Source organism: Pseudomonas sp. JBR1, assembly GCF_028198185.1.
Lineage (GTDB): Bacteria > Pseudomonadota > Gammaproteobacteria > Pseudomonadales > Pseudomonadaceae > Chryseomonas > Chryseomonas oryzihabitans_E.
On the sequence record NZ_CP116340.1, the window covers coordinates 3,051,699 to 3,077,173 of the forward strand.

At 62.6% G+C, this 25,475-nt stretch carries 20 protein-coding genes and 4 tRNA genes; 6 read left to right on the forward strand and 18 right to left on the reverse strand.

The genetic code is table 11. The annotated features are described in order from the left end of the window. Window positions 1-53: 53 nt before the first annotated feature. From rpoC to PJ259_RS14255, 16 genes are all read right to left on the reverse strand, one after another. Window positions 54-4,253 carry a DNA-directed RNA polymerase subunit beta' gene (rpoC, locus tag PJ259_RS14180; protein ID WP_007163090.1) on the reverse strand — a complete coding sequence of 1,400 codons (4,200 nt, stop codon included), beginning with the start codon at window positions 4,251-4,253 and terminating at the stop codon, window positions 54-56. Between the two features lie 62 nt (window positions 4,254-4,315). After that, entirely contained in the window at window positions 4,316-8,389 is a 4,074-nt protein-coding gene (gene rpoB / locus PJ259_RS14185) for a DNA-directed RNA polymerase subunit beta (protein WP_059316465.1), read from the reverse strand. Window positions 8,390-8,613: 224 nt separating this feature from the next. Next, a complete protein-coding gene (gene rplL, locus PJ259_RS14190; protein ID WP_017641869.1) occupies window positions 8,614-8,982 on the reverse strand; it encodes a 50S ribosomal protein L7/L12 in 369 nt (122 codons plus the stop codon). Window positions 8,983-9,061: 79 nt separating this feature from the next. Further along, window positions 9,062-9,562 (reverse strand): 50S ribosomal protein L10, encoded by a 501-nt coding sequence (gene rplJ / locus PJ259_RS14195; RefSeq protein WP_017641868.1) that lies wholly within the window; start codon window positions 9,560-9,562, stop codon window positions 9,062-9,064. 208 nt (window positions 9,563-9,770) lie between these two features. Beyond that, window positions 9,771-10,466, reverse strand: coding sequence for a 50S ribosomal protein L1 (gene rplA / locus PJ259_RS14200; RefSeq protein WP_007163094.1), 696 nt, complete (start codon window positions 10,464-10,466; stop codon window positions 9,771-9,773). Beyond that, window positions 10,466-10,897: a 50S ribosomal protein L11 gene (gene rplK / locus PJ259_RS14205; protein ID WP_007163095.1), complete on the reverse strand. Its 432-nt coding sequence runs from the start codon at window positions 10,895-10,897 to the stop codon at window positions 10,466-10,468. Before rplK ends, rplA begins: the two co-directional genes overlap by 1 nt. Window positions 10,898-11,009: 112 nt before the next feature. Beyond that, the gene (nusG, locus tag PJ259_RS14210) at window positions 11,010-11,543 is read right to left on the reverse strand and encodes a transcription termination/antitermination protein NusG (protein WP_007163096.1); all 534 of its coding nucleotides are present in this window, start codon (window positions 11,541-11,543) and stop codon (window positions 11,010-11,012) included. Between the two features lie 11 nt (window positions 11,544-11,554). Beyond that, window positions 11,555-11,923 carry a preprotein translocase subunit SecE gene (gene secE, locus PJ259_RS14215; RefSeq protein ID WP_059316468.1) on the reverse strand — a complete coding sequence of 123 codons (369 nt, stop codon included), beginning with the start codon at window positions 11,921-11,923 and terminating at the stop codon, window positions 11,555-11,557. A gap of 35 nt (window positions 11,924-11,958) precedes the next feature. Next, window positions 11,959-12,034: transfer RNA gene (locus PJ259_RS14220), tRNA-Trp, on the reverse strand. A 54-nt stretch (window positions 12,035-12,088) separates the two neighbouring features. Continuing rightward, window positions 12,089-13,282: an elongation factor Tu gene (gene tuf / locus PJ259_RS14225; protein ID WP_059316463.1), complete on the reverse strand. Its 1,194-nt coding sequence runs from the start codon at window positions 13,280-13,282 to the stop codon at window positions 12,089-12,091. A gap of 83 nt (window positions 13,283-13,365) precedes the next feature. After that, a tRNA-Thr gene (locus PJ259_RS14230) sits at window positions 13,366-13,441 on the reverse strand. A gap of 20 nt (window positions 13,442-13,461) precedes the next feature. Then, a tRNA-Gly gene (locus PJ259_RS14235) sits at window positions 13,462-13,535 on the reverse strand. Between the two features lie 23 nt (window positions 13,536-13,558). Then, window positions 13,559-13,643: transfer RNA gene (locus PJ259_RS14240), tRNA-Tyr, on the reverse strand. Between the two features lie 220 nt (window positions 13,644-13,863). Beyond that, the gene (locus PJ259_RS14245; protein WP_271653259.1) at window positions 13,864-15,405 is read right to left on the reverse strand and encodes a phosphoenolpyruvate carboxykinase; all 1,542 of its coding nucleotides are present in this window, start codon (window positions 15,403-15,405) and stop codon (window positions 13,864-13,866) included. Window positions 15,406-15,509: 104 nt separating this feature from the next. Continuing rightward, window positions 15,510-16,403: an Hsp33 family molecular chaperone HslO gene (gene hslO, locus PJ259_RS14250; RefSeq protein ID WP_271653260.1), complete on the reverse strand. Its 894-nt coding sequence runs from the start codon at window positions 16,401-16,403 to the stop codon at window positions 15,510-15,512. 106 nt (window positions 16,404-16,509) lie between these two features. Next, a complete protein-coding gene (locus tag PJ259_RS14255; RefSeq protein WP_442964855.1) occupies window positions 16,510-16,923 on the reverse strand; it encodes an RNA-binding S4 domain-containing protein in 414 nt (137 codons plus the stop codon). Window positions 16,924-17,011: 88 nt separating this feature from the next. Between PJ259_RS14255 and rimA the strand changes: the two genes are divergently transcribed. Genes rimA through rimK form a run of 3 tightly spaced genes read left to right on the forward strand, consistent with a single transcriptional unit; the run spans window position 17,012 to window position 19,182 of the window. Continuing rightward, window positions 17,012-17,788, forward strand: a complete 777-nt coding sequence (gene rimA / locus PJ259_RS14260) for a S6 modification regulatory phosphodiesterase RimA (RefSeq protein ID WP_059316472.1) — start codon at window positions 17,012-17,014, stop codon at window positions 17,786-17,788. 15 nt (window positions 17,789-17,803) lie between these two features. Continuing rightward, complete coding sequence (gene rimB, locus PJ259_RS14265) at window positions 17,804-18,280, forward strand: retropepsin-like aspartic endopeptidase RimB (protein ID WP_017639502.1); 477 nt, start codon at window positions 17,804-17,806, stop codon at window positions 18,278-18,280. After that, window positions 18,277-19,182 carry a 30S ribosomal protein S6--L-glutamate ligase gene (gene rimK / locus PJ259_RS14270; protein WP_017639501.1) on the forward strand — a complete coding sequence of 302 codons (906 nt, stop codon included), beginning with the start codon at window positions 18,277-18,279 and terminating at the stop codon, window positions 19,180-19,182. Before rimB ends, rimK begins: the two co-directional genes overlap by 4 nt. Window positions 19,183-19,298: 116 nt before the next feature. On the opposite strand, the gene PJ259_RS14275 is transcribed toward rimK, so the two are convergent. Then, window positions 19,299-20,618, reverse strand: coding sequence for an ATP-binding protein (locus PJ259_RS14275; protein ID WP_271653261.1), 1,320 nt, complete (start codon window positions 20,616-20,618; stop codon window positions 19,299-19,301). A gap of 137 nt (window positions 20,619-20,755) precedes the next feature. On the opposite strand from PJ259_RS14275, the gene uppP reads away from it, so the two are divergent. After that, window positions 20,756-21,628, forward strand: a complete 873-nt coding sequence (uppP, locus tag PJ259_RS14280; RefSeq protein ID WP_059316474.1) for an undecaprenyl-diphosphatase UppP — start codon at window positions 20,756-20,758, stop codon at window positions 21,626-21,628. 40 nt (window positions 21,629-21,668) lie between these two features. On the opposite strand, the gene ompR is transcribed toward uppP, so the two are convergent. Then, entirely contained in the window at window positions 21,669-22,403 is a 735-nt protein-coding gene (ompR, locus tag PJ259_RS14285) for an osmolarity response regulator transcription factor OmpR (RefSeq protein ID WP_059316475.1), read from the reverse strand. Between the two features lie 175 nt (window positions 22,404-22,578). Here ompR and PJ259_RS14290 point away from each other — a divergent pair, with 175 nt between their 5' ends. Then, window positions 22,579-24,897, forward strand: coding sequence for a Tex family protein (locus tag PJ259_RS14290; protein ID WP_271653262.1), 2,319 nt, complete (start codon window positions 22,579-22,581; stop codon window positions 24,895-24,897). Then, window positions 24,894-25,283 carry a PaaI family thioesterase gene (locus PJ259_RS14295; protein WP_167348571.1) on the forward strand — a complete coding sequence of 130 codons (390 nt, stop codon included), beginning with the start codon at window positions 24,894-24,896 and terminating at the stop codon, window positions 25,281-25,283. Before PJ259_RS14290 ends, PJ259_RS14295 begins: the two co-directional genes overlap by 4 nt. Window positions 25,284-25,475: the final 192 nt, after the last annotated feature.

The following is a 25,475-nucleotide window of genomic DNA, read 5'->3' on the forward strand; positions in this document are numbered from 1 at the left end:
CCCCGGACGCCTAGGGCGCCGGGGGCTTTGTCAAGCGAGACCTGCTACCGAACTCAGCTGGCGCTAGAGTTCAGCGCTTCGGTCAGAGCGGCCTCGGCCTCGCTGGCGCTCACGCGCTGCGGCTTGCCGAGTTCGCGCTGACGCTTGCGCTCGCTGTGGTAGGCCAGACCGGTACCGGCCGGGATCAGACGACCCACCACCACGTTTTCCTTCAGGCCGCGCAGGAAGTCGCGCTTGCCAGTCACGGCAGCCTCGGTCAGGACACGGGTGGTCTCCTGGAACGAAGCAGCCGAGATGAAGGACTCGGTGGACAGCGAGGCCTTGGTGATACCCAGCAGAACACGCTCGTACTTGGCGACGAAACGATCGTTGCCGACCAGCTGCTCGTTCTCTTCCAGGACGTGGGTCAGTTCGACCTGGTCGCCCTTGATGAAGCTCGAATCACCGGTATCGCTCACCTCGACCTTGCGCAGCATCTGCCGCAGGATGGTCTCGATGTGCTTGTCGTTGATCTTCACGCCCTGCAGGCGGTACACGTCCTGGATCTCGTTGACGATGTACTTGGCCAGCGCGCTGACACCCAGCAGGCGCAGGATGTCGTGCGGGTTGCTCGGACCATCGGAGATGACTTCGCCGCGGCTTACCTGTTCGCCTTCGAAGACGTTCAGGTGGCGCCACTTCGGAATCAGCTCCTCATAGGGATCGGTGCCGTCGGTCGGAGTAATGACCAGGCGACGCTTGCCCTTGGTTTCCTTGCCGAAGGAGATGGTACCGCTGATCTCAGCCAGGATTGCCGGCTCCTTGGGACGACGCGCCTCGAAGAGGTCGGCCACGCGGGGCAGACCACCGGTGATGTCGCGGGTCTTGGAGGTTTCCTGGGGGATACGTGCGATGACGTCACCCACATGCACCTTGGCACCGTCGCTCAGGTTGACCAGCGCGTTCGGCGGCAGGAAGTACTGGGCCGGTACGTCGGTACCCGGCAGCAGCAGGTCCTTGCCATTGGCGTCGATCAGCTTGACCGCCGGACGGATGTCCTTGCCGGAAGTCGGGCGATCCTTGGCGTCGAGCACCTCGATGTTGGTCAGACCGGTCAGTTCGTCGGTCTGGCGCTTGATGGTGATGCCCTCCTCCATACCGACGAAGGCCACGGTACCGTCCATCTCGGTGACGATGGGGTGGGTGTGCGGGTCCCACTTGGCGACGATAGCGCCAGCGTCGACCTTGTCGCCTTCCTTGACCGAAATCACGGCACCGTAGGGCAGCTTGTAGCGCTCGCGCTCACGACCGAATTCATCGGCAATAGCCAGCTCGCCGGAACGGGATACGGCAACCAGGGCGCCATCGGCACGTTCGACGTGCTTCAGGTTGTGCAGGCGGATGGCACCGCCGTTCTTGACCTGGACGCTGTCGGCCGCGGAGGTCCGGCTGGCCGCACCACCGATGTGGAAGGTACGCATGGTCAGCTGGGTACCCGGCTCACCGATGGACTGGGCGGCGATGACGCCGACCGCTTCACCGATGTTGACCTGGTGACCGCGAGCCAGATCGCGACCGTAGCACTTGGCGCAGATGCCATGACGGGTTTCGCAGGTGATCGGCGAACGCACCACGACTTCGTCGACGCTGTTGAGCTCGAGGAACTCGACCCAGCGCTCGTCGACCAGGGTGCCTGCAGGCACGATGATCTCTTCGGTACCCGGCTTGGGCACGTCACGGGCGATGACTCGACCCAGAACGCGCTCACCCAGGGGCTCGACCACGTCACCGCCTTCGATGTGCGGAGTCATGATCAGGCCACGCTCGGTACCGCAATCGACCTCGGTCACTACCAGATCCTGGGCCACGTCGACGAGACGACGGGTCAGGTAACCGGAGTTCGCGGTCTTCAGTGCGGTATCCGCCAGACCCTTACGGGCGCCGTGGGTGGAGATGAAGTACTGGAGTACGTTCAGGCCTTCACGGAAGTTGGCGGTGATGGGCGTTTCGATGATGGAGCCGTCCGGCTTGGCCATCAGGCCACGCATGCCGGCGAGCTGACGAATCTGGGCCGCGGAACCCCGGGCGCCGGAATCGGCCATCATGTACATGGAGTTGAAGGACTCCTGGTCGACTTCCTTGCCCTCACGGTCGATGACCTTCTCTTTCGAGAGGTTGGTCATCATCGCCTTGGACACTTCGTCGTTGGCCTTCGACCAGAGGTCGATCACCTTGTTGTACTTCTCGCCCTGGGTCACCAGGCCGGAGGCGTACTGGCTCTCGATCTCCTTCACTTCGGCGGTGGCGGCATCGATGATGCGAGCCTTCTCGTCCGGAATGACGAAGTCATTAACGCCGATGGAGACGCCAGACAGGGTCGAATAGGCGAAACCGGTGTACATCAGCTGGTCGGCGAAGATGACGGTGTCCTTCAGACCCACCACGCGGTAGCAGTGGTTGATCAGCTTGGAGATGGCCTTCTTCTTCATCGACTGGTTGACCACGTCGTACGGCAGACCGGCGGGCACGACCTGGAACAGCAGCGCACGGCCGACGGTGGTGTCGACGATGCGGGTGTTCTTGGTCAGGCTGCCGTCCTTGTGACGGATGGTCTCGTTGATGCGCACCTTGACCTTGGCGTGCAGTGCGGCTTCGCCGGCACGGAAGACGCGATCGACTTCCTGCAGGTCGGCGAACACGCGGCCCTCGCCCTTGGCGTTGATGGCTTCGCGGGTCATGTAGTACAGACCCAGAACCACGTCCTGCGACGGCACGATGATCGGCTCGCCGTTGGCGGGCGACAGGATGTTGTTGGTCGACATCATCAGGGCGCGCGCTTCCAGCTGGGCTTCCAGCGTCAGCGGCACGTGCACTGCCATCTGGTCACCGTCGAAGTCGGCGTTGTACGCGGCGCAGACCAGCGGATGCAGCTGGATGGCCTTGCCTTCGATGAGGACCGGCTCGAACGCCTGGATACCCAGACGGTGCAGGGTCGGGGCGCGGTTGAGCAGCACGGGGTGTTCGCGAATGACTTCGGCGAGAACGTCCCAGACCTCGGGCAGTTCGCGCTCGACCATCTTCTTGGCGGCCTTGATGGTGGTCGCCATGCCACGGGCTTCCAGCTTGCCGAAGATGAAGGGCTTGAACAGCTCCAGAGCCATCTTCTTGGGCAGGCCGCACTGGTGCAGACGCAGAGTCGGGCCCACGGTGATCACGGAACGACCGGAGTAGTCGACGCGCTTGCCCAGCAGGTTCTGACGGAAACGACCCTGCTTGCCCTTGATCATGTCGGCCAGGGACTTCAGCGGGCGCTTGTTGGAACCAGTGATGGCGCGACCGCGACGGCCGTTATCCAGCAGGGCGTCGACGGCTTCCTGCAGCATGCGCTTCTCGTTGCGCACGATGATGTCGGGCGCGGCGAGGTCGAGCAGCCGCTTGAGGCGGTTGTTCCGGTTGATGACGCGACGATAGAGGTCGTTCAGGTCGGAGGTCGCGAAGCGGCCGCCATCCAGCGGCACCAGCGGACGCAGATCCGGCGGCAGCACGGGCAGCACGGTCATGACCATCCACTCCGGCTTGTTGCCGGAGCCCTGGAAGGCTTCCATCAGCTTGAGGCGCTTGGACAGCTTCTTGATCTTGGTCTCGGAATTGGTCTGCGGAATCTCTTCGCGCAGGCGGCCGATCTCGTGCTCCAGATCAATGGCGCCGAGCAGCTGGAATACGGCTTCCGCACCCATGCGGGCGTCGAAGTCGTCACCGAATTCTTCCAGGGCCTCGAAGTACTGCTCGTCGTTGAGCAGCTGATACTTCTCGAGGGTGGTCATGCCCGGATCGATCACCACGTAGCTCTCGAAATAGAGCACGCGCTCGATGTCACGCAGGGTCATGTCCAGCAGCAGGCCGATACGGGACGGCAGCGACTTCAGGAACCAGATGTGGGCAACGGGCGAAGCCAACTCGATGTGGCCCATGCGCTCGCGGCGCACCTTGGCCAGGGCGACTTCCACGCCGCACTTCTCGCAGATCACGCCGCGATGCTTGAGACGCTTGTACTTTCCGCACAGGCACTCGTAGTCCTTGACCGGGCCAAAGATCTTGGCGCAGAACAGACCGTCGCGCTCCGGCTTGAAGGTACGGTAGTTGATGGTCTCCGGCTTCTTAACTTCACCGAACGACCAGGAGCGAATCATCTCGGGCGAGGCCAGACCGATACGGATGGCATCGAACTCCTCGAGTTGACCCTGGTTTTTCAACAGATTGAGCAAGTCTTTCAAGGCCTTTCCTCCTCACGGACCGGATGCGGCCGCCGCGCGGCCGCATCCTCTAGGGTCTCGTGTTATTCGGTTTCCAGTTCGATATCGATGCCGAGCGAGCGGATTTCCTTGATCAACACGTTGAAGGACTCGGGCATGCCGGCCTCCATGCGGTGATCCCCGTCCACGATGTTCTTGTACATCTTGGTCCGGCCGTTCACATCGTCCGACTTCACCGTGAGCATTTCCTGCAGGGTGTAAGCCGCGCCATAGGCCTCCAGTGCCCAGACCTCCATCTCCCCGAAACGCTGACCACCGAACTGCGCCTTACCACCCAGCGGCTGCTGGGTAACCAGGCTGTAGGAACCAGTGGAACGGGCGTGCATCTTGTCGTCCACCAGGTGGTTCAGCTTGAGCATGTACATGTAGCCAACGGTGGTGGTGCGCTCGAAGGCGTTGCCAGTGCGGCCATCGTACAGGCGCATCTGACCGCTCTCGGGCAGATCGGCCAGCTTCAGCATAGCCTTGATCTCGCGCTCCTTGGCACCGTCGAATACCGGCGTGGCCATGGGAACACCGCCACGCAGGTTCTTAGCCAAGTCGAGGATTTCCTGGTCGCTCAGGTCGTCCAGCTTCTCCTGGCGGCCACCGATCTCGTTATAGATCTCGTGCAGGAAGCCACGCAGTTCGGCAACCTTGCGCTGCTCTTCGAGCATCAGGTTGATCTTCTCGCCCAGGCCCTTGGCCGCGAGGCCCAGGTGGGTTTCAAGGATCTGACCGACGTTCATCCGCGAGGGTACGCCCAGCGGGTTGAGCACGATGTCCACCGGTGTGCCGTTGGCGTCGTAGGGCATGTCTTCGACCGGCATGATCACCGAGACCACACCCTTGTTACCGTGACGACCGGCCATCTTGTCGCCCGGCTGGATGCGGCGCTTGATGGCGAGGTAGACCTTGACGATCTTCAGTACGCCCGGTGCCAGGTCATCGCCCTGCTGCAGCTTGCGCTTCTTGTCTTCGAACTTGTCGTCCAGCAACTGGCGACGGTCGGACAGGTAGGCCTGGGCCTTTTCCAGCTGCTCGTTGTGAGCATCTTCCGCCATGCGCAGCTTGAACCACTGACCGCGCTCGAGGCCATTCAGGTACTCGTCGGTGATGACGGCACCCTTCTTGACTGCCGGACCGCCCTCGGCGACTTGACCCACCAAGGCCTGACGCAGACGCTCGAAGGTCGCGCCTTCGACGATGCGGAACTCTTCGTTCAGATCCTTACGGATCTCGTCGAGCTGGGACTTCTCGATGGCCAGGGCGCGGGAGTCACGCTCGACGCCGTCACGGGTGAAGACCTGGACGTCGATGACGGTACCCTTGGTGCCGGTGGGCACTCGCAGGGAGGTGTCCTTAACGTCGCTGGCCTTCTCACCGAAGATGGCGCGCAGCAGCTTCTCTTCCGGGGTCAGCTGGGTTTCGCCCTTGGGCGTGACCTTGCCGACCAGGATGTCACCGGCACCGACCTCAGCACCGACATAGACGATACCCGCCTCGTCCAGCTTGTTCAGCGCAGCCTCACCCACGTTCGGGATGTCGGAGGTGATCTCCTCCGGGCCGAGCTTGGTGTCACGGGCCACACAGGTCAGTTCCTGGATGTGGATGGTGGTAAAGCGGTCTTCCTGAACCACGCGCTCCGACAGACAGATGGAGTCTTCGAAGTTGAAGCCGTTCCAGGGCATGAAGGCCACGCGCATGTTCTGACCCAGTGCCAGCTCGCCCATGTCGGTCGAGGGGCCATCGGCCAGGATGTCGAACTTGGCCACCTGATCACCCTTGCTCACCAGCGGACGCTGGTTGATGCAGGTGTTCTGGTTGGAACGGGTGTACTTGGTCAGGTTGTAGATGTCGACGCCGGCTTCACCGGTCTCGACTTCGTCATCGTTGACACGCACCACGATACGGCTGGCATCGACGGAGTCGATCACACCGCCACGGCGAGCCACGACGCAGACGCCGGAGTCACGGGCGACGTTGCGCTCCATGCCGGTACCTACCAGCGGCTTGTCCGAACGCAGGGTCGGCACGGCCTGACGCTGCATGTTGGAACCCATCAGCGCGCGGTTGGCGTCGTCGTGCTCGAGGAACGGAATCAGCGAGGCAGCGACGGAAACGACCTGCTTGGGCGAAACGTCCATCAGGGTGACGTCTTCGGGCGCCTTCACGGTGAATTCGTTCAGGTGACGCACGGCCACCAGCTCGTCGATCAGCCGGTTGTTCTCGTCCAGCCCTGCAGAGGCCTGGGCGATCACGTGGTTGGCTTCTTCGATGGCCGACAGGAAAACGATCTCGTCGGTGGCCACGCCGTCCTTGACCATGCGGTACGGGCTTTCGAGGAAGCCGTACTGGTTGGTGCGGGCATAGGCAGCCAGGGAGTTGATCAGGCCGATGTTCGGACCTTCCGGCGTTTCGATCGGGCAGACCCGGCCGTAGTGCGTCGGGTGTACGTCACGAACTTCGAAACCGGCGCGCTCACGGGTAAGACCGCCCGGGCCGAGTGCTGAGACACGACGCTTGTGGGTGATCTCCGACAGCGGGTTGTTCTGGTCCATGAACTGGGACAGCTGGCTGGAGCCGAAGAATTCCTTGATCGCGGCAGCCACCGGCTTGGCGTTGATCAGATCCTGCGGCATCAAGCCTTCGCTTTCGGCCATGGACAGGCGTTCCTTGACGGCACGCTCCACCCGCACCAGGCCTACGCGGAACTGGTTCTCGGCCATTTCACCGACGCAACGGACACGGCGGTTACCCAGGTGGTCGATGTCGTCGACGATGCCCTTGCCGTTACGGATGTCGACCAGGGTCTTGAGCACGTCGACAATGTCTTCGCGACTGAGGACACCCGAGCCTTCGATGGCGTCGCGACCGATACGACGGTTGAACTTCATGCGGCCGACGGCGGACAGGTCGTAACGCTCGGCGCTGAAGAACAGGTTGTTGAACAGGGTCTCGGCAGCTTCCTTGGTCGGCGGCTCGCCAGGACGCATCATCCGGTAGATCTCGACCAGGGCTTCCAGCTGGTTGCCGGTGGAGTCGATCTTCAGGGTATCGGAGATGAAGGGACCACAGTCGATGTCGTTGGTGTACAGCGTCTCGAACCGCACGACATTGGCCTTGGCCATCTTGGCCAGAATGTCCAGGGTCAGTTCGGTGTTGCACTCGGCGATGATCTCGCCAGTGGACGGATGCACGACGGCCTTGGCGGTGGTACGGCCAATGACGTAATCGAAGGGTACTTCCAGCTCGCTCAGACCGGACTTTTCCAGCTGATTGATGTGGCGAGCGGTCACACGGCGGCCCTGCTCCACGATCACCTTGCCGCTGCCATCCTTGATGTCGAAGCTGGCAATGTCGCCGCGCAGGCGCTGGGGTACCAGCTCGAACGTCAGCATTTCACCTTTGATATGGAAGGTGTTGGTGTCATAGAACGCATCCAGCACCTCTTCGGTGCTGTAGCCGAGCGCGCGCAGCAGGACCGAGGCCGGCAGCTTGCGGCGACGGTCGATACGGACGAACACAGCGTCCTTGGGATCGAACTCGAAGTCCAGCCAGGAGCCGCGGTAGGGGATGATGCGTGCCGAGTACAGCAGCTTGCCCGAGCTGTGCGTCTTGCCGCGGTCGTGATCGAAAAACACGCCCGGGCTGCGGTGCAGCTGGGACACGATGACACGCTCGGTACCGTTGATGATGAAGGTACCGTTCTCAGTCATCAGGGGGATTTCCCCCATGTAGACTTCCTGCTCCTTGATGTCCTTGATCGCCTTGTTCGACGACTCACGGTCGAAAATGATCAGGCGAACCTTGACCCGCAGCGGGACGGCGAAGGTCACGCCGCGCAGGACGCATTCCTTCACATCGAAAGCCGGCTCGCCCAGGCGATAGCCGACGTATTCCAGGGCCGCATTGCCGGAATAGCTGATAATCGGGAAAACGGACTTGAAGGCCGCATGCAGGCCGATATCGCGGAACTGGTCTTTGCCTGCGCCCGCCTGCAGGAATTCGCGGTACGAATCCAGTTGGATAGCCAGCAAATAAGGCACGTCCATGACGTGCGGCAACTTGCTAAAGTCCTTGCGGATACGTTTTTTCTCAGTGTATGAGTAAGCCATCAGCGTTCCCCAGCTTGGTCACCAGCTTGTTTGGCCTCTCCGACGGGAGCAGCCGGAAAATCGTGCAAACCCTTGGTTTGCCGCACCCCGAGAGCGAGGTGGATACAGCACGTTTTGCCAGGCGGATATGCTCGCCCTGCACAAAACGGCAAAAGGCCGGTGGCGTTCGCCACCAGCCATCAGCCGAACGTGAGACGTTGCGGCTGTAGACGCAAGAACCGAACTTACTTGAGCTCGACCTTGGCGCCTGCTTCTTCCAGAGACTTCTTGGCAGCCTCGGCTTCCTCTTTGGAAACGCCTTCCTTGACCACGCCCGGGGCGCCGTCAACGACAGCCTTGGCTTCTTTCAGGCCCAGACCGGTCAGTTCACGAACGACCTTGATGACGTTCACTTTCTTGTCGCCGGCTTCGGTCAACATGATGGTGAATTCGGTCTGCTCTTCGACGACGGCAGCGGCAGCAGCCGGGCCAGCGGCAACGGCGGCAGCGGCGGTCACGCCGAACTTCTCTTCCATCGCCTTGATCAGTTCCACCACTTGCATGACGGACATTTCGGATACGGCGTTGATGATGTCTTCGTTGGTCAGAGCCATGACTCTAGATTCCTATAACAGGGTGCGGCTTCAGGCCGCAAATAATAAGAAAGACTTGCAGGAAACGCAGCACGCACGATTAGGCGGCGGCAGCTTCCTTTTGGTCGCGAATGGCGGCGAGGGTACGAGCCAGCTTGCTGGTAGCGCCCTGGATAACGCTCATCAGCTGGGACACAGCTTCGTCGTAGGTCGGCAGCGTTGCCAATACGTCGATCTGGTTAGCCGGGATGAGCTTGCCTTCGAACGCGGCGGCCTTGATCTCGAACTTGTCCTGACCCTTGGCGAAATCCTTGAAGATACGGGCGGCAGCGCCCGGATGCTCCTGGGAAAACGCGATCAGGGTCGGGCCCTTGAAGGTGTCGTTGAGGACGTCGAAAGACGTACCTTCAACGGCACGACGCAGCAGGGTGTTACGTACGACACGTACATAGACACCAGCGGCGCGGGCCTCTTTACGGAGTCCGGTCATGGCACCCACAGTCACGCCACGGGCATCGGCCACGACAGCGGACAGGGCACCTTGGGCAGCCTCGTTGACTTCAGCGACGATAGCCTTCTTGTCTTCGAGTTTGATTGCCACGGGTTTAACTCCTGGATGTTACCGTTTCGCCCGATGGACTGGGCGGCGTTTTGGTGTCTGACTCGGTAACCGAATCGGGAGCACCATCTGCGTAGGCTGGGGTTTCCCCGGTTTAAGACCTGCGTCCCCTACGGTCTTGGACAGCCCCCGCCAGGCAGGGACCCCAATCTTGGCGCCGTGCCCGAGAGCACGGCGACTTGCAATTTGCTTAGGCTTCCAGGGAAGCCTGGTCGATCTGCAGACCCGGGCCCATGGTGGAGCTCAGGGTAATGCGCTTGACGTAGATGCCCTTGGAGGTCGAGGGCTTCAGGCGCTTCAGGTCGGCCAGCAGAGCTTCAACGTTCTGCTTCAGCTTCACGGGCTCGAAATCGATCTTGCCAACGGAAGCGTGGATGATGCCGTTCTTGTCGGTACGGAAACGCACCTGACCAGCCTTGGCATTCTTGACGGCGGTAGCGACGTCCGGGGTCACGGTGCCAACCTTGGGGTTGGGCATCAGACCGCGCGGGCCGAGCAGCTGACCCAGCTGGCCAACGACGCGCATGGCATCCGGCGAGGCGATGACGACGTCGTAGTTCAGGTCGCCAGCTTTCATTTCAGCAGCCAGTTCGTCCATGCCGACTTTCTCGGCACCAGCGGCCAGAGCAGCTTCGGCATTGGCACCCTGGGTGAACACGGCAACGCGAACCGACTTGCCAGTGCCGTTGGGCAGCACGGTGGCGCCACGGACGACCTGGTCGGATTTACGCGGATCCACGCCCAGGTTCACGGAGACGTCGATGGACTCCTTGAACTTGATGGTGGACAGCTCGGCCAGCAGGGCTGCAGCTTCTTCGAAGCCGTACTGCTTGCCAGCCTGGATTTTTTCGGCGATAGCCTTTTGACGCTTAGTGAGCTTGGCCATTACACGCCCTCCACATTCAGACCCATGCTACGAGCGGAACCGGCGATGGTACGCACGGCGGCGTCCATATCGGCGGCGGTGAGATCGGCATTCTTGGTCTTGGCGATCTCTTCCAGCTGGGCGCGGGTGACGGTACCAACCTTCTGGCTGTTGGGACGAGCGGAACCGCTCTGGATGCCAGCAGCCTTCTTGAGCAGCACGGAGGCCGGGGTGCTCTTGATTTCGAAGGTGAAGCTACGGTCGCTGTACACGGTGATGATCACCGGAGTGGGCAGACCGGGCTCCATGCCCTGGGTGCGGGCGTTGAACGCCTTGCAGAATTCCATGATGTTGACGCCGTGCTGACCCAGCGCCGGGCCGACTGGCGGGCTCGGGTTGGCTTGGGCGGCCTTAACCTGCAGCTTGATGTAAGCCTGAATCTTCTTAGCCATGTGCTACTCCAATGATGGGTTCAACGCCCCGTGGGGCTCCCCAATTACTTGCTATATCCCAGTGACGACAAAACCCCGCAGCCTGGGCTACGGGGTGAGGGATGCGGACAACCTAGACCTTTTCGACCTGGCTGAACTCGAGCTCCACCGGGGTCGACCGACCAAAGATCAGTACCGCCACGTGGATACGGCTCTTTTCGTAATTCACTTCTTCGACGACACCGTTGAAGTCGGCGAACGGACCGTCCACGACTCGAACTGTCTCACCCGCCTCGAACAAGGTTTTCGGCTTGGGCTTGTCGCTACTATCGGAGACACGACGCAGAATTGCATCCGCCTCACGATCGGTGATGGGTGCCGGCTTGTCGGCGGTACCGCCGATGAAGCCCATGACGCGAGGGGTATCCTTGACCAAGTGCCAAGTCCCTTCGTTCATCTCCATCTGCACCAGGACATAGCCCGGGAAAAACTTGCGCTCGCTTTTACGCTTCTGGCCATTGCGCATTTCCACCACTTCTTCGGTGGGCACCAGAATGTCGCCGAACTGGTCTTCCATTTCGTGCAGCTTGACGCGTTCGATCAACGAACGCATGACATGCTTCTCGTAACCCGAGTAGGCATGCACGACGTACCAACGCTTAGCCACGGCGAACCCTTTCAACCAACAATCGTGGAAACTAGCCAACCGAGCAGGGAGTCGAGCCCCCACAACAACAAAGCCATCACGAGCACCACGGCGACCACGATCAGCGTGGTCTGGGTGGTCTCTTGCCGAGTAGGCCAGACAACCTTGCGAATCTCGGTACGGGCGTCTTTCAGCAAACCGAAGAAGGCTTGCCCTTTGGCAGTCTGCAGGGCAACAAAGGCAGCGATAGCTGCCAGCACCAACAGACCTACCACTCGATACAGGATGGACTGAGCAGCGAAGTAATGATTGGCAACAACACCGATCACCACCAGAACGACAACCACCAGCCACTTCAGCGCATCGAAGCGCGACTCTTTGGCTTCCGCCTTGATGCTCATTGCATGAATCCTGTAAGGAGTGCCAGATATAAATCTGGCAGGCCAGGAGGGAATCGAACCCCCAACCTGCGGTTTTGGAGACCGCCGCTCTGCCAATTGAGCTACTGGCCTGTAACTTGAATCAGGCCGACCATTATGCCGGCCTAACAGCCCAAGATCAATCGATTACTCGATGATCTTGGCAACCACGCCGGCGCCGACGGTACGACCGCCTTCACGGATGGCGAAACGCAGACCGTCTTCCATCGCGATCGGAGCGATCAGGGTGACAACCATCTTGATGTTGTCGCCCGGCATCACCATCTCGACGCCTTCCGGCAGTTCGCAGTTACCGGTCACGTCAGTGGTACGGAAGTAGAACTGCGGACGGTAGCCCTTGAAGAACGGGGTGTGACGACCGCCTTCTTCCTTGGACAGCACGTACACTTCGCACTCGAACTTGGTGTGCGGCTTGATGGTGCCCGGCTTGGCCAGAACCTGGCCACGCTCGACGTCTTCACGCTTGGTGCCACGCAGCAGGACGCCGACGTTCTCACCGGCACGACCTTCGTCCAGCAGCTTGCGGAACATTTCAACGCCGGTGCAGGTGGTCTTGACGGTGGCCTTGATGCCCACGATCTCGACTTCTTCCTGGACCTTGACGATGCCACGCTCGACACGACCGGTTACCACGGTGCCACGACCGGAGATCGAGAACACGTCTTCGATCGGCATCAGGAACGGCTTGTCGATGGCGCGCTCGGGCTCGGGGATGTAGGAGTCCAGGGTCTCGACCAGCTTGCGCACGGCAGAAACGCCCATCTCGTTGTCATCCTGGCCGTTCAGGGCCATCAGCGCGGAGCCGATCACGATCGGAGTGTCGTCGCCCGGGAAGTCGTAGGTGTTCAGCAGATCGCGAACTTCCATTTCGACCAGTTCCAGCAGCTCGGCGTCGTCAACCATGTCGGCCTTGTTCAGGAACACGACGATGTAGGGAACGCCTACCTGACGGGACAGCAGGATGTGCTCGCGGGTCTGCGGCATGGGGCCGTCAGCAGCCGAGCAAACCAGGATCGCGCCGTCCATCTGGGCAGCACCGGTGATCATGTTCTTCACGTAGTCGGCGTGGCCGGGGCAATCGACGTGCGCGTAGTGACGGGTCGCCGAATCGTACTCAACGTGGGAAGTGTTGATGGTGATACCGCGAGCCTTTTCTTCCGGCGCGTTGTCGATCTGGTCGAAACCACGAGCGGAACCGCCCCAGGTGTCAGCACAGACTTTGGTCAGCGCTGCGGTCAGAGTGGTCTTGCCATGGTCAACGTGACCGATGGTGCCCACGTTCAGGTGCGGTTTGTTACGTTCGAACTTTTCTTTAGCCATCGACACTCTCTCCCTTCACGAATTGAGCAAAGCAATGCCGCCATTAAAACAAAGGCAGATATTTTCATATCTGCCTTTTAAGATGGAGCTCATGAGCGGATTTGAACCGCTGACCTCACCCTTACCAAGGGTGTGCTCTACCAACTGAGCTACATGAGCGAAACATTTGCCAGTCAAACTGGAGCGGGTAGCGGGAATCGAACCCGCATCATCAGCTTGGAAGGCTGAGGTTCTACCACTGAACTATACCCGCAGAGCCTAAGCGCTCTAGCAATCTGGTGGAGGGGGAAGGATTCGAACCTTCGAAGTCTGCGACGTCAGATTTACAGTCTGATCCCTTTGGCCACTCGGGAACCCCTCCAAAGTGAGGCGGCATTTTCTTCATCTGCCCTCCTCTTGTCAAGGATCTTTTTAAAATCTCCTTAACAATCAACGCTTTCGCATCGCTCGTTAGCGTTATCAGCGAAAGCGGGCGCAGTTTATGCAACCTCAGCGAACTACGCAACCCCAAACCGCAAAAAAAGCTTAAAAAACAAAGGCCGCCCTAGCGGCGGCCTCTGTCTGCAGACGATAGCCCCGAATTACAGCTGGGGGCCGGCCGCCACGATGGCCTCGGAGACGCCAGAGAACTTCTTGAAGTTCTCGACGAACTTGCCGGCCAGCTCGCGCGCCGCCGCATCATAGGCCTCGCCTTCCTGCCAGGTATCGCGCGGGTTGAGCAGGACGGTATCCACGCCAGGTACGGCAACCGGGACGTCGAGATTGATGACCGGCACATGGCGGGTTTCGGTACCGATCAGGGCGCCCCTCTGGATGGCGGCGATCACTGCACGGGTGGTGGGGATGTTGAAACGCTTGCCCACGCCGTAGCCGCCACCGGTCCAGCCGGTATTGACCAGATAGACCTTGGAGCCGAAGCCCTGGATACGCTTGATCAGCAGATCGGCGTACTCGGCTGCCGGACGCGGGAAGAAGGGCGCGCCGAAGCAGGTGGAGAAAGTTGACTTGATGCCCGGGCCGGAGCCCATCTCGGTCGAGCCGACCAGGGCGGTATAGCCGGACAGGAAGTGGTAGGCCGCCTGCTCATTATTAAGGATGGAAACCGGGGGCAGCACACCGGTGAGGTCGCAGGTCAGGAAGATGACCGCATTGGGCTCGCCGCCCAGGTTGTGCTCGGCACGCTTGTCGATCAGCTCGCGCGGATAGGCTGCACGACTGTTCTGGGTCAGGCTGTCATCGGCATAGTTGGGCTGACGGGTCTGCGGGTCCAGGACCACGTTTTCCAGCACGGCGCCGAACTGGATGGCTTTCCAGATGACCGGCTCGTTCTTTTCGGACAGGTCGATGCACTTGGCGTAGCAGCCACCTTCCATGTTGAAGACGGTGCCTACGCCCCAGCCATGCTCGTCGTCACCGATGAGGTAGCGGCTCTGGTCGGCGGACAGGGTGGTCTTGCCGGTACCGGACAGGCCGAAGAACAGGGTGACATCACCCTCCTCGCCCACGTTGGCCGCGCAGTGCATCGGCAGCACGTCCTTCTCCGGGAGCAGGAAGTTCTGCACGGAGAACATGGCCTTCTTCATCTCGCCTGCATAGCGCATGCCGGCGATCAGCACCTTGCGTGCCGCGAAATTGATGATGACGGTACCGTCGGAGTTGGTGCCGTCACGCTCGGGCTCGCAAACGAACTCGGGCGCGTTGATGATCTCCCAGGCCGGCTTGGACTGGGGATTGTATTCGGCCGGATTGATGAACAGGCAACGGCCGAACAGGTTGTGCCAGGCCGTCTCGGTACGCATGACGACGGGCAGGTAGTGCTCGACATCAGCACCTACATGAACGTGGGAGACGAATTGATCACGCTCGTCCAGGTAGGCGCTGACGCGCTCCCACAGCGGCGCGAACTTCTCCTCCGGGAAAGGCCGGTTGATCGGCCCCCAGTGAATGGCAGCGCGCGTGGAGGCTTCCTCGACAATAAAGCGATCAACCGGCGAACGCCCCGTGCGATGCCCCGTCTTGACGACCAGCGAGCCATTGGCGGCCAGCTCTCCTTCGCCACGTCGCAGGGACTCTTCCACTAACTGCGCGACGCTGATATCGGTATACACGTTGGCTTTCGTCATTTCGTTCCCCATGGCCCTGGGCCTTTCCTTATGCTTGTAGCTCTTACACGGCAGAACTACACGTTGCGGGATTATGCCAGAAAGCCTTCGGGCATTTGCAACGGCTAGTGGCGGGTATTTCCCGGGGTTTGCGTGCCACCGCCCGCAAAAATCTGTGCGATATCGGCGGCGTCGAACACCTGTTGCTCATTGCAAAACTGACAATCGACCTGAATTTCTCCCTGCTGTTCGTCGAGCAGCGTCTCGACTTCCGAACGGCCCATGCTGACCAGCGCATTGGCTGCCCGATCACGGGAACAGCTGCAGTTGAACGCCACCCCTTGCTCGTCGAACAGGCGCACCGTTTCCTCGTGGAACAGGCGATGCAGGATCACCTCGTTGTCGAGGCCCAGCAGTTCTTCGGCAGTGAGGGTATCGGCCAGGGTGACCACGTGTTCCCAGCTGTCCTGACGCGCCTGGGCATCCTTGATTCGTGCCGGCGGCAGCTGCTGGAGCAGCAGGCCGCGGGCACGTCGCCCATCGGCATTGAGCCAGAAGCGGGTGGGCAGCTGTTCGGACGTGGCGAAATAGCCGGACAGGCACTCGGCCAGATTCGCCCCCTCCAGCGGCACGATGCCCTGATAGCGCTGACCATGGCGGGGATCGATGGTGAGGGCCAGGATGCCGTCGGGCATGAGTTCGCCAAGAGAGGCGGACCCCGTAAGCGCCGCCTCGTCGTAGCGAGCGATGCCGCGTACCTCGCGCTCGCTGGAGCATTCGACCATGAGCAGCGGAACGGGTCCGCTGGAGCGCGCCTGGAGCACGAGCAGACCCTCGAACTTCAGGGTCCCGCACAGCAGCGCGGCGGCGGCCAGCATCTCGCCGAGCAACTGCGCCACGGGCTCCGGATAGGGATGCTTGGCCAGCACCTCGGCATAACTGCGATCCAGGGTGGCCAGCTCGCCACGGACATCGGTTTCGTCGAACAGGAAGCGCTGGGTGAAATCGTGGGAAGTCATGAACTACCTATATAAGGAGGAAGGTCGCGAACCTTGGCGTTCGCGACCCAGTCCAGGCCCGTCGGGCGGACTTGGCCATTGAGAGGATCCAGCGAGTGGCGACGACTCAGTCGTCGAACGGATGGACGTACTCGCGGAACTGGTGGATCTGCCGGCGCTGCTTCTTGGTGGGACGGCCATCGGTCTGCAAGCCGAGATTGCCCGCCTTGCGCGCCGCCGCTGCCTGCTCGCGCGCCTTGATGCTTTCTGGCGTCTCGGTATAGAGCTGCTGGGCCTCGGGCGCTCCCCGGCGGTTCTGCGACAGGGCGACTATCACCACGGTCTTTTCGTCATAGCCCTGACGGATGGTGAGGACGTCGCCGATGCGCGGCTCCTTGCTGGGCTTGCAGCGCTCGCCGCGGCACTGGATCTTGCCGCCTTCGAGAGCAGCCTTGGCCAGCGCGCGGGTCTTGAAAAAACGTGCGGCCCATAGCCATTTGTCGAGGCGCATCCGTTCTTCAGTGTGATCTACTGCATACATCGAATAAAAGGTCCCCTGTTGGGTCTTAGACTCTTCTCAAGAACTCTAAACCATCGGACCGACGCTGCAAGCGTGCCTCTGGAGAGCCATGACCACATTCTTTCCTTCCGACCTGACCGGCCAGACCCGTTGCGCGGGTTGCCAGCAGTCGGAACCTCTGGGCTTCGACTTCGACTTTGCCTATCAGCCCATCGTGGATCTGGGCAAAGGCGCGGTCTTTGCCCGCGAAGCGCTGGTGCGCGGCCCTGCCGGCGAAGGCGCCCTGTCGGTGCTCAACCAGGTCACCGACAGCAACCGCTATCGCTTCGACCAGCTCTGCCGCACCAAGGCAATCGCCACCGCGGCCGCCCTGGGCCTGCGGGAGAGCTTGTCGATCAACTTTCTGCCCAATGCCGTCTATCGCCCAGAGCTGTGCATTCGCAGCACCCTGGCCGCCGCCCGGGAGCATGGCTTTCCGCTGGAACGCCTGATCTTCGAAACGGTGGAAACCGAGCATGTGGCCAGCAATCATCTGACGCATATCCTGCGTGAGTATCAGCAGTTCGGCTTCAAGACCGCCATCGACGACTTCGGTGCCGGCCATTCCGGCCTGACCCTATTGGCCGAATTTCAACCGGACCTGGTCAAGCTCGACATGGCGCTCATCCGTGACATCGACCGAGATCAGGTCCGCCGCACCATCGTGCGCAACGTGATCGTCATGTGTCGCGAACTGGGCACCCAGGTGGTGGCCGAAGGTGTGGAAACGACTGCGGAACGGGACTGCCTCCGGGACCTCGGCATCGACCTGATGCAGGGCTACCTGTTCGCCAAGCCCGCCTTCAAACAGCTCGTCGATCCGCAACATTTAGGCGGAGGCCACTGATTTCAAGGAGCAGCGATGAGCAATTCCGCCGAACCGGTCATTATCGGCCTGAGTGAGTGGGTGGCCCTCCCCGAATTGGGGGTGGTGGGCCTGAGAGCCAAGATAGATACCGGTGCCAGCACCTCGGCGCTGCATGCGACGGAAGTCCAGCCGTTCATGCGCGGCAAGGAGCGCTGGGTGAGATTCACCGTGCACCTGGGGACGCTGGTTCAATCTCGGCATCGGCACTGCGAGGCGCCCCTGGTGGCGAAAAAGACCATCCGCAGCTCCAACGGCATCGCCCAGACGCGTTATGTCATCCGTACCCTGCTGGCCCTGGGCGAATGCCAGTGGCCGGTGGAATTTACCCTGGCCTGTCGCAAGAGCATGCGCTATCGCATGCTGCTTGGCTCCAAGGCGCTGATCGATGGTGGCCTGCTGGTGAATCCGGCCGTCTCCTATGCACAAGACAAACCCCAGCTGTCCCTCACTCCGGCTTCCGGTGCCCCATGAAAATCGCCGTTCTCTCGCGTAATCCCAATCTGTATTCCACCCGACGCCTGGTCGAGGCCGGGGTCAGCCGAGGCCATGAAGTGGTCGTGGTGGACACCCTGCGCGCGTACATGAACATCGCCAGCCACAAGCCGCAGATCCACTACCGTGGCAAACCCCTGGAGGGCTTCGATGCGGTCATCCCGCGCATCGGTGCCTCGGTGACCTTCTATGGCTGCGCGGTGTTGCGCCAGTTCGAGATGCAAGGGGTTTTTCCGCTCAACGAGAGCGTGGCCATCAGCCGTTCGCGCGACAAGCTGCGCTCTCTGCAGCTGCTCTCGCGCAAGGGCATCGGCCTGCCGGTGACCGGCTTCGCCCATTCGCCGGATGACGTGCCCGACCTGATCCGGATGGTCAACGGCGCTCCGCTGGTGATCAAGGTCCTGGAAGGTACCCAGGGTATCGGCGTGGTGCTCTGCGAGACCGAGAAGGCGGCCGAATCGGTGATCGAGGCTTTCATGGGCCTCAAGCAGAACATCATGGTGCAGGAGTACATCCGCGAGGCAGGCGGTGCGGATATCCGCTGTTTCGTGGTCGGCGACAAGGTGATCGCCGCCATGAAGCGCCAGGCGGCGCCCGGGGAGTTCCGCTCGAACCTGCACCGTGGCGGTACCGCCAGCCTGATCAAGATCACCCCCGAGGAGCGCATGACCGCCCTGCGCGCCGCCAGGGCCATGGGCCTGAGCGTCGCCGGCGTGGACATCCTCAGATCCAATCACGGGCCGCTGGTGATGGAGGTCAACTCTTCGCCCGGCCTGGAAGGCATCGAGCAGACCACCGGCAAGGACGTGGCCGGGATCATCATCGAGTACCTGGAAAAGAACGCCGAGCCGGGTCTGACGCGAACCAAGGGCAAGGGCTGAGGCGCCAGCTCCCGAGTGTTGGGCTTCGCTGCGCTCAGCCCAACCTACGCACTATCGCGGCCGTGGCGGTCCGCCGATGCGGCCGCTCCTACAGGTTGCAGAGGCGCAATTCTGTGTCAGCTGGCGCTACGCGGCAGTAGCAGGCCCAGGGGCAACAGCACCCGGGCCTCCACCCCTCCTCCCTCGCGATTGCGCAGCTCGGCGCTACCGCCGTGCTGGGCAGCGATGCGCTTGACGATGGCCAGGCCCAGCCCGGAACCGCTGACGGTGCGGGCGCGATTGCCGCGGGTGAAGGGATTGAAGATGTCCTGCAGGTCCTTGGGATCAATGCCGGGGCCGCGATCCATCACGCTCAGGGCGACATAGGGCGCGGTGGCTGAGCCCGCCACCTGTCCGATCACCTCGATGCCTCCACCGCCGCCGTGGCGCAGGGCGTTTTCCACCAGGTTGGTCAGCAGCCGCTTGAAGGAAATGCGCCGCACCGGCAAGGGCGGCAGCACGTCCAGCATCAGCCGTACCCGCTCCTCCTCCTGGTTGTAGGGCGCCACCACCTGGCGGGCCAGCTCGTTGATATTGGTGAGCTCCTGCGGCTCGTCACGGCCATCGCGGACGAAGGCGAGGAACTGGTCGAGGATGGCGTTCATGTCCTCGATGTCGCGAATCATATCCTCGGCCTCTTCGCGCTCGGCCGGTGGCATCAGCTCTACCGCCAGGCGCAGCCGGGTCAGGGGCGTGCGCAGGTCGTGGGACACCCCGGCCAGCATCAGCTCGCGCTCGCGTCCGGCCTGTTCGACGTCCTCGGCCATCTGGTTGAAGGCATGGTAGACGTCCTGGATCTCGCTGGGCGCATCGGTTTCCGGCAGGCGCACGCTGCGGCCCTTGCCCAGCTCGCGCGCCGCATGCACCAGCCGCCGCAGCGGCTGGTTGAGCTGTCGGACGAAGACCCAGGCGGCGCCGGTGGACAGCAGGCCGATGGCGAAAAACCAGCCAAGCACGCTCCAGATGTGCTGCCCGCGCAGGGGATGGGCCATGAGCGGGATCTTGATCCAGTCCGGTCCCAGGGACGGCGCCAGCACCCACATTGCCGGACCATGCTGAACCCGCACCCGTACCTCGGTCTCCTCGCCCAACTCCTGCTTCATCTGGCGCTCGAAGATCTCGCTGTAGGGCCAGTGGTATTCCCCCGCCGGCACGGTCTCAGGCGACTCGTAGCGCAGGCCGGCTGCCTGGGCGATGCGTGGCCGTTCGGCTTCCGGAGTGGCCCAATAGGCCCTGAGCGTCAGGGCCGCGCCATGGCTGTACTGACGATCGACCAGGACGTCCTCGTTGAGCAGCAGATAGACCAGGGTCAGCGCCTTGGAGAAGAGCACCGCGAGCAGAACCATCCACAGCGAGCGGGCGAAGAAACTCTGGGGAAACCAGCTGGGCGCCTTCATTGGCCAGACTTTCCGCGCAAAACGGCGCGAAAGCCATCACAACCTCTGGGATTGCAAGGTCCAGATAGGCAACCTGGCGTGGACACATTCAGATACATTTGCTCGTCCATTTCTTCCCTTCAACCTGGAGTTCTCTCGTGTCCGACATCTGCCAGACCGGCCTGGACATCGGCTTCGCCTCGCTCAGCTACGCGCAGATCGCCTTTCTTGGCGTGGTGCAGGGTATCACCGAGCTGCTTCCCATTTCGTCCACGGCGCACATGCGCGTGGTACCTGCACTGCTTGGCTGGCGCGATCCTGGATCGGCCTTTTCCGCTGCCATGCAAATGGCGGCGCTGGCGGCAGTGATCAGCTATTTCTGGCGCGATGTCAGCGGTGTGACCCGAGGCAGCCTCGCCGCGGTGCGCCAACGCAACTTCGACAGTCCGGATTTCCTGCTGGCGGTGATGATCGTGCTGGCGACCATTCCCATCTGTATCGCCGGCCTGCTGCTGGCGCCCCTGCTCAATGCCTGCGGCTCGCCACTGCGGGGCCTCAGCGTTATCGGCTACGCCTGCCTGGCCATGGCCGCCCTGCTGGCCCTGGCGGAGCGCATCTGCCGGCACAACAGAGACATCTCGCAGATGCGTCTGCGCGATGCCCTGATCGTGGGGATCGCCCAGGTCGGCGCGCTGATTCCGGGCGTGTCCCGCTCCGGCTCGACCCTGACCGCCGCCATGTTCCTCAATCTGCGCCGCGAGGAAGCCGCGCGCTTTTCCTTCCTGCTGGGCCTGCCGGCCATTGCCCTGGCCGGACTCAAGGAGCTGGTGGTGCTCTGGCACGCGCACATCCCGGCCGAAGCCTGGTCGCTGCTGCTGGTGGGCTTGCTGGTGGCGAGCCTGTCGGCCTTCGCGGCGATCTGGGGCCTGATGCGCTTTCTGGAACGCTTCTCGACCTGGCCCTTCATTATCTATCGCGCGCTACTGGGGATCTTTCTGCTGGTGGGCGTGCATCAAGGCCTGTTCGCCTGAGCCACCCCCTAGCCGGGGCGCGATGCCCCGGCTACCTGCCTTACTTGCCGGCGCCATCCGGCACGAAGACGTAACCCACGCCCCAGACGGTCTGGATATAGCGCGGCTTGGACGGATCGGGCTCGATCATCCGGCGCAGGCGCGAGATCTGGACGTCGATGGAGCGCTCCAGGGCGTCCCATTCGCGACCACGGGCCAGGTTCATCAGCTTGTCGCGGGTCAGCGGTTCACGGGCGTGATCGACCAGCGCCTTGAGCACGGCGAATTCGCCAGTGGTGAGCATGTGGGTCTCTTCGCCACGCTTGAGCTCGCGGGTAGCCAGGTGCAGGGCGTAGTCACCAAAGGTCACGATCTCGTCGGTACCAGCGGGCGCGCCGGGTACCACCGGGGCCTGGCGACGCAGCACGGCCTTGATCCGGGCTACCAGCTCCAGCGGGTTGAAGGGCTTGGCCAGGTAGTCGTCGGCGCCCTGGTCCAGACCCTGGATCCGGCTGCCTTCGTCGCCCTTGGCGGTCAGCATGATGATGGGGATGCGGTTGCCGCTCTCACGCAGCCGGCCGCAGGCGGACAAGCCGTCTTCACCGGGCATCATCAGGTCGAGAACGACCAGGTTGAAGACTTCCCGCGCCAACAGGCGGTCCATCTGTTCGGCGCTTTCGACGGTGCGCACGCGGTAACCCTGTTCGGCTAGAAAACGCTCCAAGAGGCGGCGCAGCCGGGCGTCGTCATCGACGACCAGGATCTTTTCACCTTCTGGGGCAGCAGGGGTGCTCATAATATCTCCTTGTGATCTAGCACTGGATTATGCCGTAGGCCATCCGACCGCGGCGTTGGGCCATTGTTAGCAGATTTTGCCTGGTCTTGGGCGGTGACGCTGGCGCAGGGCGTGGCAGCCAGGCGGGCTCGGGTATACTGCGGCCCGCTTTTTCTTGTGCCAGCCAGGTAGCCCGATGGATATCAATAGCCGCATCGCCGAGGAGCTCGGCGCCCGCCCGCAACAGGTCGCCGCCGCCGTGGCGCTGCTCGACGAAGGGTCCACCGTGCCCTTCATCGCCCGTTATCGCAAGGAAGTCACCGGCAGCCTGGACGATACCCAGCTGCGTCATCTGGAAGAACGCCTGCGCTATCTGCGCGAGCTGGAGGAGCGCCGCCGCGCGGTGCTGGCCTCCATCGAGGAGCAGGGCAAGCTGACCCCCGAGCTGGCCCGCGAGATCAATCTGGCCGATACCAAGACGCGGCTGGAGGACCTCTATCTGCCCTACAAGCAGAAGCGTCGCACCAAGGGCCAGATCGCCCTGGAGGCCGGCCTCGGCCCGCTGGCGGAGGCCCTGCTGCAGGACCCGACGCTGAACCCGGAGACCGAAGCGGCCGCTTACGTGGATGCGGACAAGGGCGTTGCAGACGTCAAGGCCGCCCTGGAAGGCGCCAAATACATTCTCATGGAGCGCTTCGCCGAGGACGCCGACCTGCTGGCGCGGCTGCGCGGCGTCCTGCAACAGGACGCCATCCTCAGTGCGCGCCTGGTGCCCGGCAAGGAGACCGAAGGCGCCAAGTTCAGCGACTACTTCGAGCACGACGAAGCCTTCCGGGCCGTGCCCTCGCACCGTGCCCTGGCGATCTTCCGTGGGCGCAACGAAGGCATCCTCAGCGCCGCGCTCAAGCTCGGTGAAGAAGGCCCGGGCATCGCCCATCCCTGTGAAGGGCTGATCGCCGCGCATTTCGGCCTGAAGAACGAAGGCCGCGCCGCGGACAGGTGGCTGGCCGAGGTGGTGCGCTGGACCTGGAAGGTCAAGCTCTATACCTCCCTGGAAACCGACCTGCTCGGCGAGCTGCGCGAGAAGGCCGAGGAAGAGGCCATCGCGGTCTTCGCCCGCAACCTGCATGACCTGCTGCTGGCCGCGCCGGCCGGTCCGCGCACTACCCTGGCGCTGGACCCGGGCCTGCGCACCGGGTGCAAGGTCGCGGTGGTGGATGCCACCGGCAAGCTGCTGGCCACCGACACGGTCTATCCCCATGCGCCGCGCAATCAGTGGGACCAGACCCTGGCCACCCTCGGCGTGCTCTGCACCAAGCACGGCGTGGACCTGATCGCCATCGGCAACGGCACTGCCAGCCGCGAGAGCGACAAGCTGGCGGGCGAACTGATCAGCAAGTATCCGGGCCTGGGCTTGACCAAGGTGATGGTCAGCGAAGCCGGTGCCTCGGTGTATTCCGCCTCGGAACTGGCCGCCCGGGAATTCCCGGAGCTGGACGTCTCCCTGCGCGGCGCCGTGTCCATCGCCCGGCGCCTGCAGGATCCGCTGGCCGAGCTGGTGAAGATCGAGCCCAAGTCCATCGGTGTCGGCCAGTATCAGCACGATGTCTCTCAGCTCAAGCTGGCGCGCAGCCTGGACGCCGTGGTGGAAGACTGCGTGAACGCCGTGGGCGTGGACGTGAACACCGCCTCCGCGGCCCTGCTGGCGCGGATTTCCGGCCTCAACGCCACCCTGGCGCAGAACATCGTGCAATTCCGCGACGCCAACGGCGCCTTCGCCACCCGCGAGGCGCTGAAGAAGGTGCCGCGGCTGGGTGAGAAGACCTTCGAGCAGGCCGCTGGCTTCTTGCGCGTGATGAGCGGCGCCAATCCGCTGGATGCCTCGGCGGTGCACCCGGAAACCTATCCGCTGGTGCAGCGCATCGCCGCGGACACCGGCCGCGATATCCGCTCGCTGATCGGCGACTCGGCCTTCCTCAAGCGCCTGGACCCGAAGAAATTCACCGACGAGAGCTTTGGCCTGCCGACGGTGACCGACATCCTTCAGGAACTGGACAAGCCCGGCCGCGACCCGCGTCCCGAGTTCAAGACCGCGGTGTTCCAGGACGGCGTCGAGAAGCTTTCCGATCTCAAACCAGGCATGGTGCTGGAAGGCGTCATCACCAACGTCACCAATTTCGGTGCCTTCGTCGACATCGGCGTGCACCAGGACGGCCTGGTGCACATCAGCGCCCTGTCGGAGAAATTCGTCAAGGATCCCTACGAGGTGGTCAAGGCGGGCGACATCGTCAAGGTCAAGGTGATGGAGGTGGACGTGCCGCGCAATCGCGTGGGGCTGTCCATGCGCATGGGCGACACGCCCGGCGAGAAGGTCGACGGCAAGCCCGGCGGTCAGGCCCGCGGCAACGGCGGCAAGCCCCGCGCCGACAAGGGCGCCCCGCGCCAGACCCAATCGGCCCCGGCCAACAACGCCATGGCGTCATTGTTCGCCAATGCCAAGCAACTGAGGAAATGAGCATGAGTGGTTCTCCCGTAGGCAAGGACAGCGCCTTCAGCACCCTGCTGGGCATGACGATCCACAAGGCCGAGGCCGGCGAGTCCGAGGTACGCATGAGCGTGCAGGACAAGCTCATCAACCTGCACGGCAAGCTGCATGGTGGCGCCGTCTTCTCGCTGATCGACACCGCCCTGGGCCAGGCCAGCCACAGCCTGTTCGACGGCCAGCCCGGCAGCGTGACCCTGGAATGCAAGGTCAACTACGTGCGTGGCGTCAGCGAAGGCGAACTGGTCTGCCGCGCCCGGGTGATCCATCCGGGCCGCAAGACCCACGTACTGGAAGCCCAGGTGCATCAGGGCGACAAATTGATCGCCCTGGCCCAGGCGACCTTCGCCTGTCTGTGACCGGCCAGCTTGGGCGGCAGCGAAGCGGCGCATATCGCCCTTTGCCGCTGCCTGAGCTACGCTGGGAGACAACTGAGCGGGTTGCGGTCTGAGGCTTGAACCCGGACCGCAGCAGTGACTGCTGCCCCCCGCGTCGGCCCTGGCCGGCAACCCTCATTTCAGTCGGTTTCTTCTACCCTGTCCGGGGCGAGT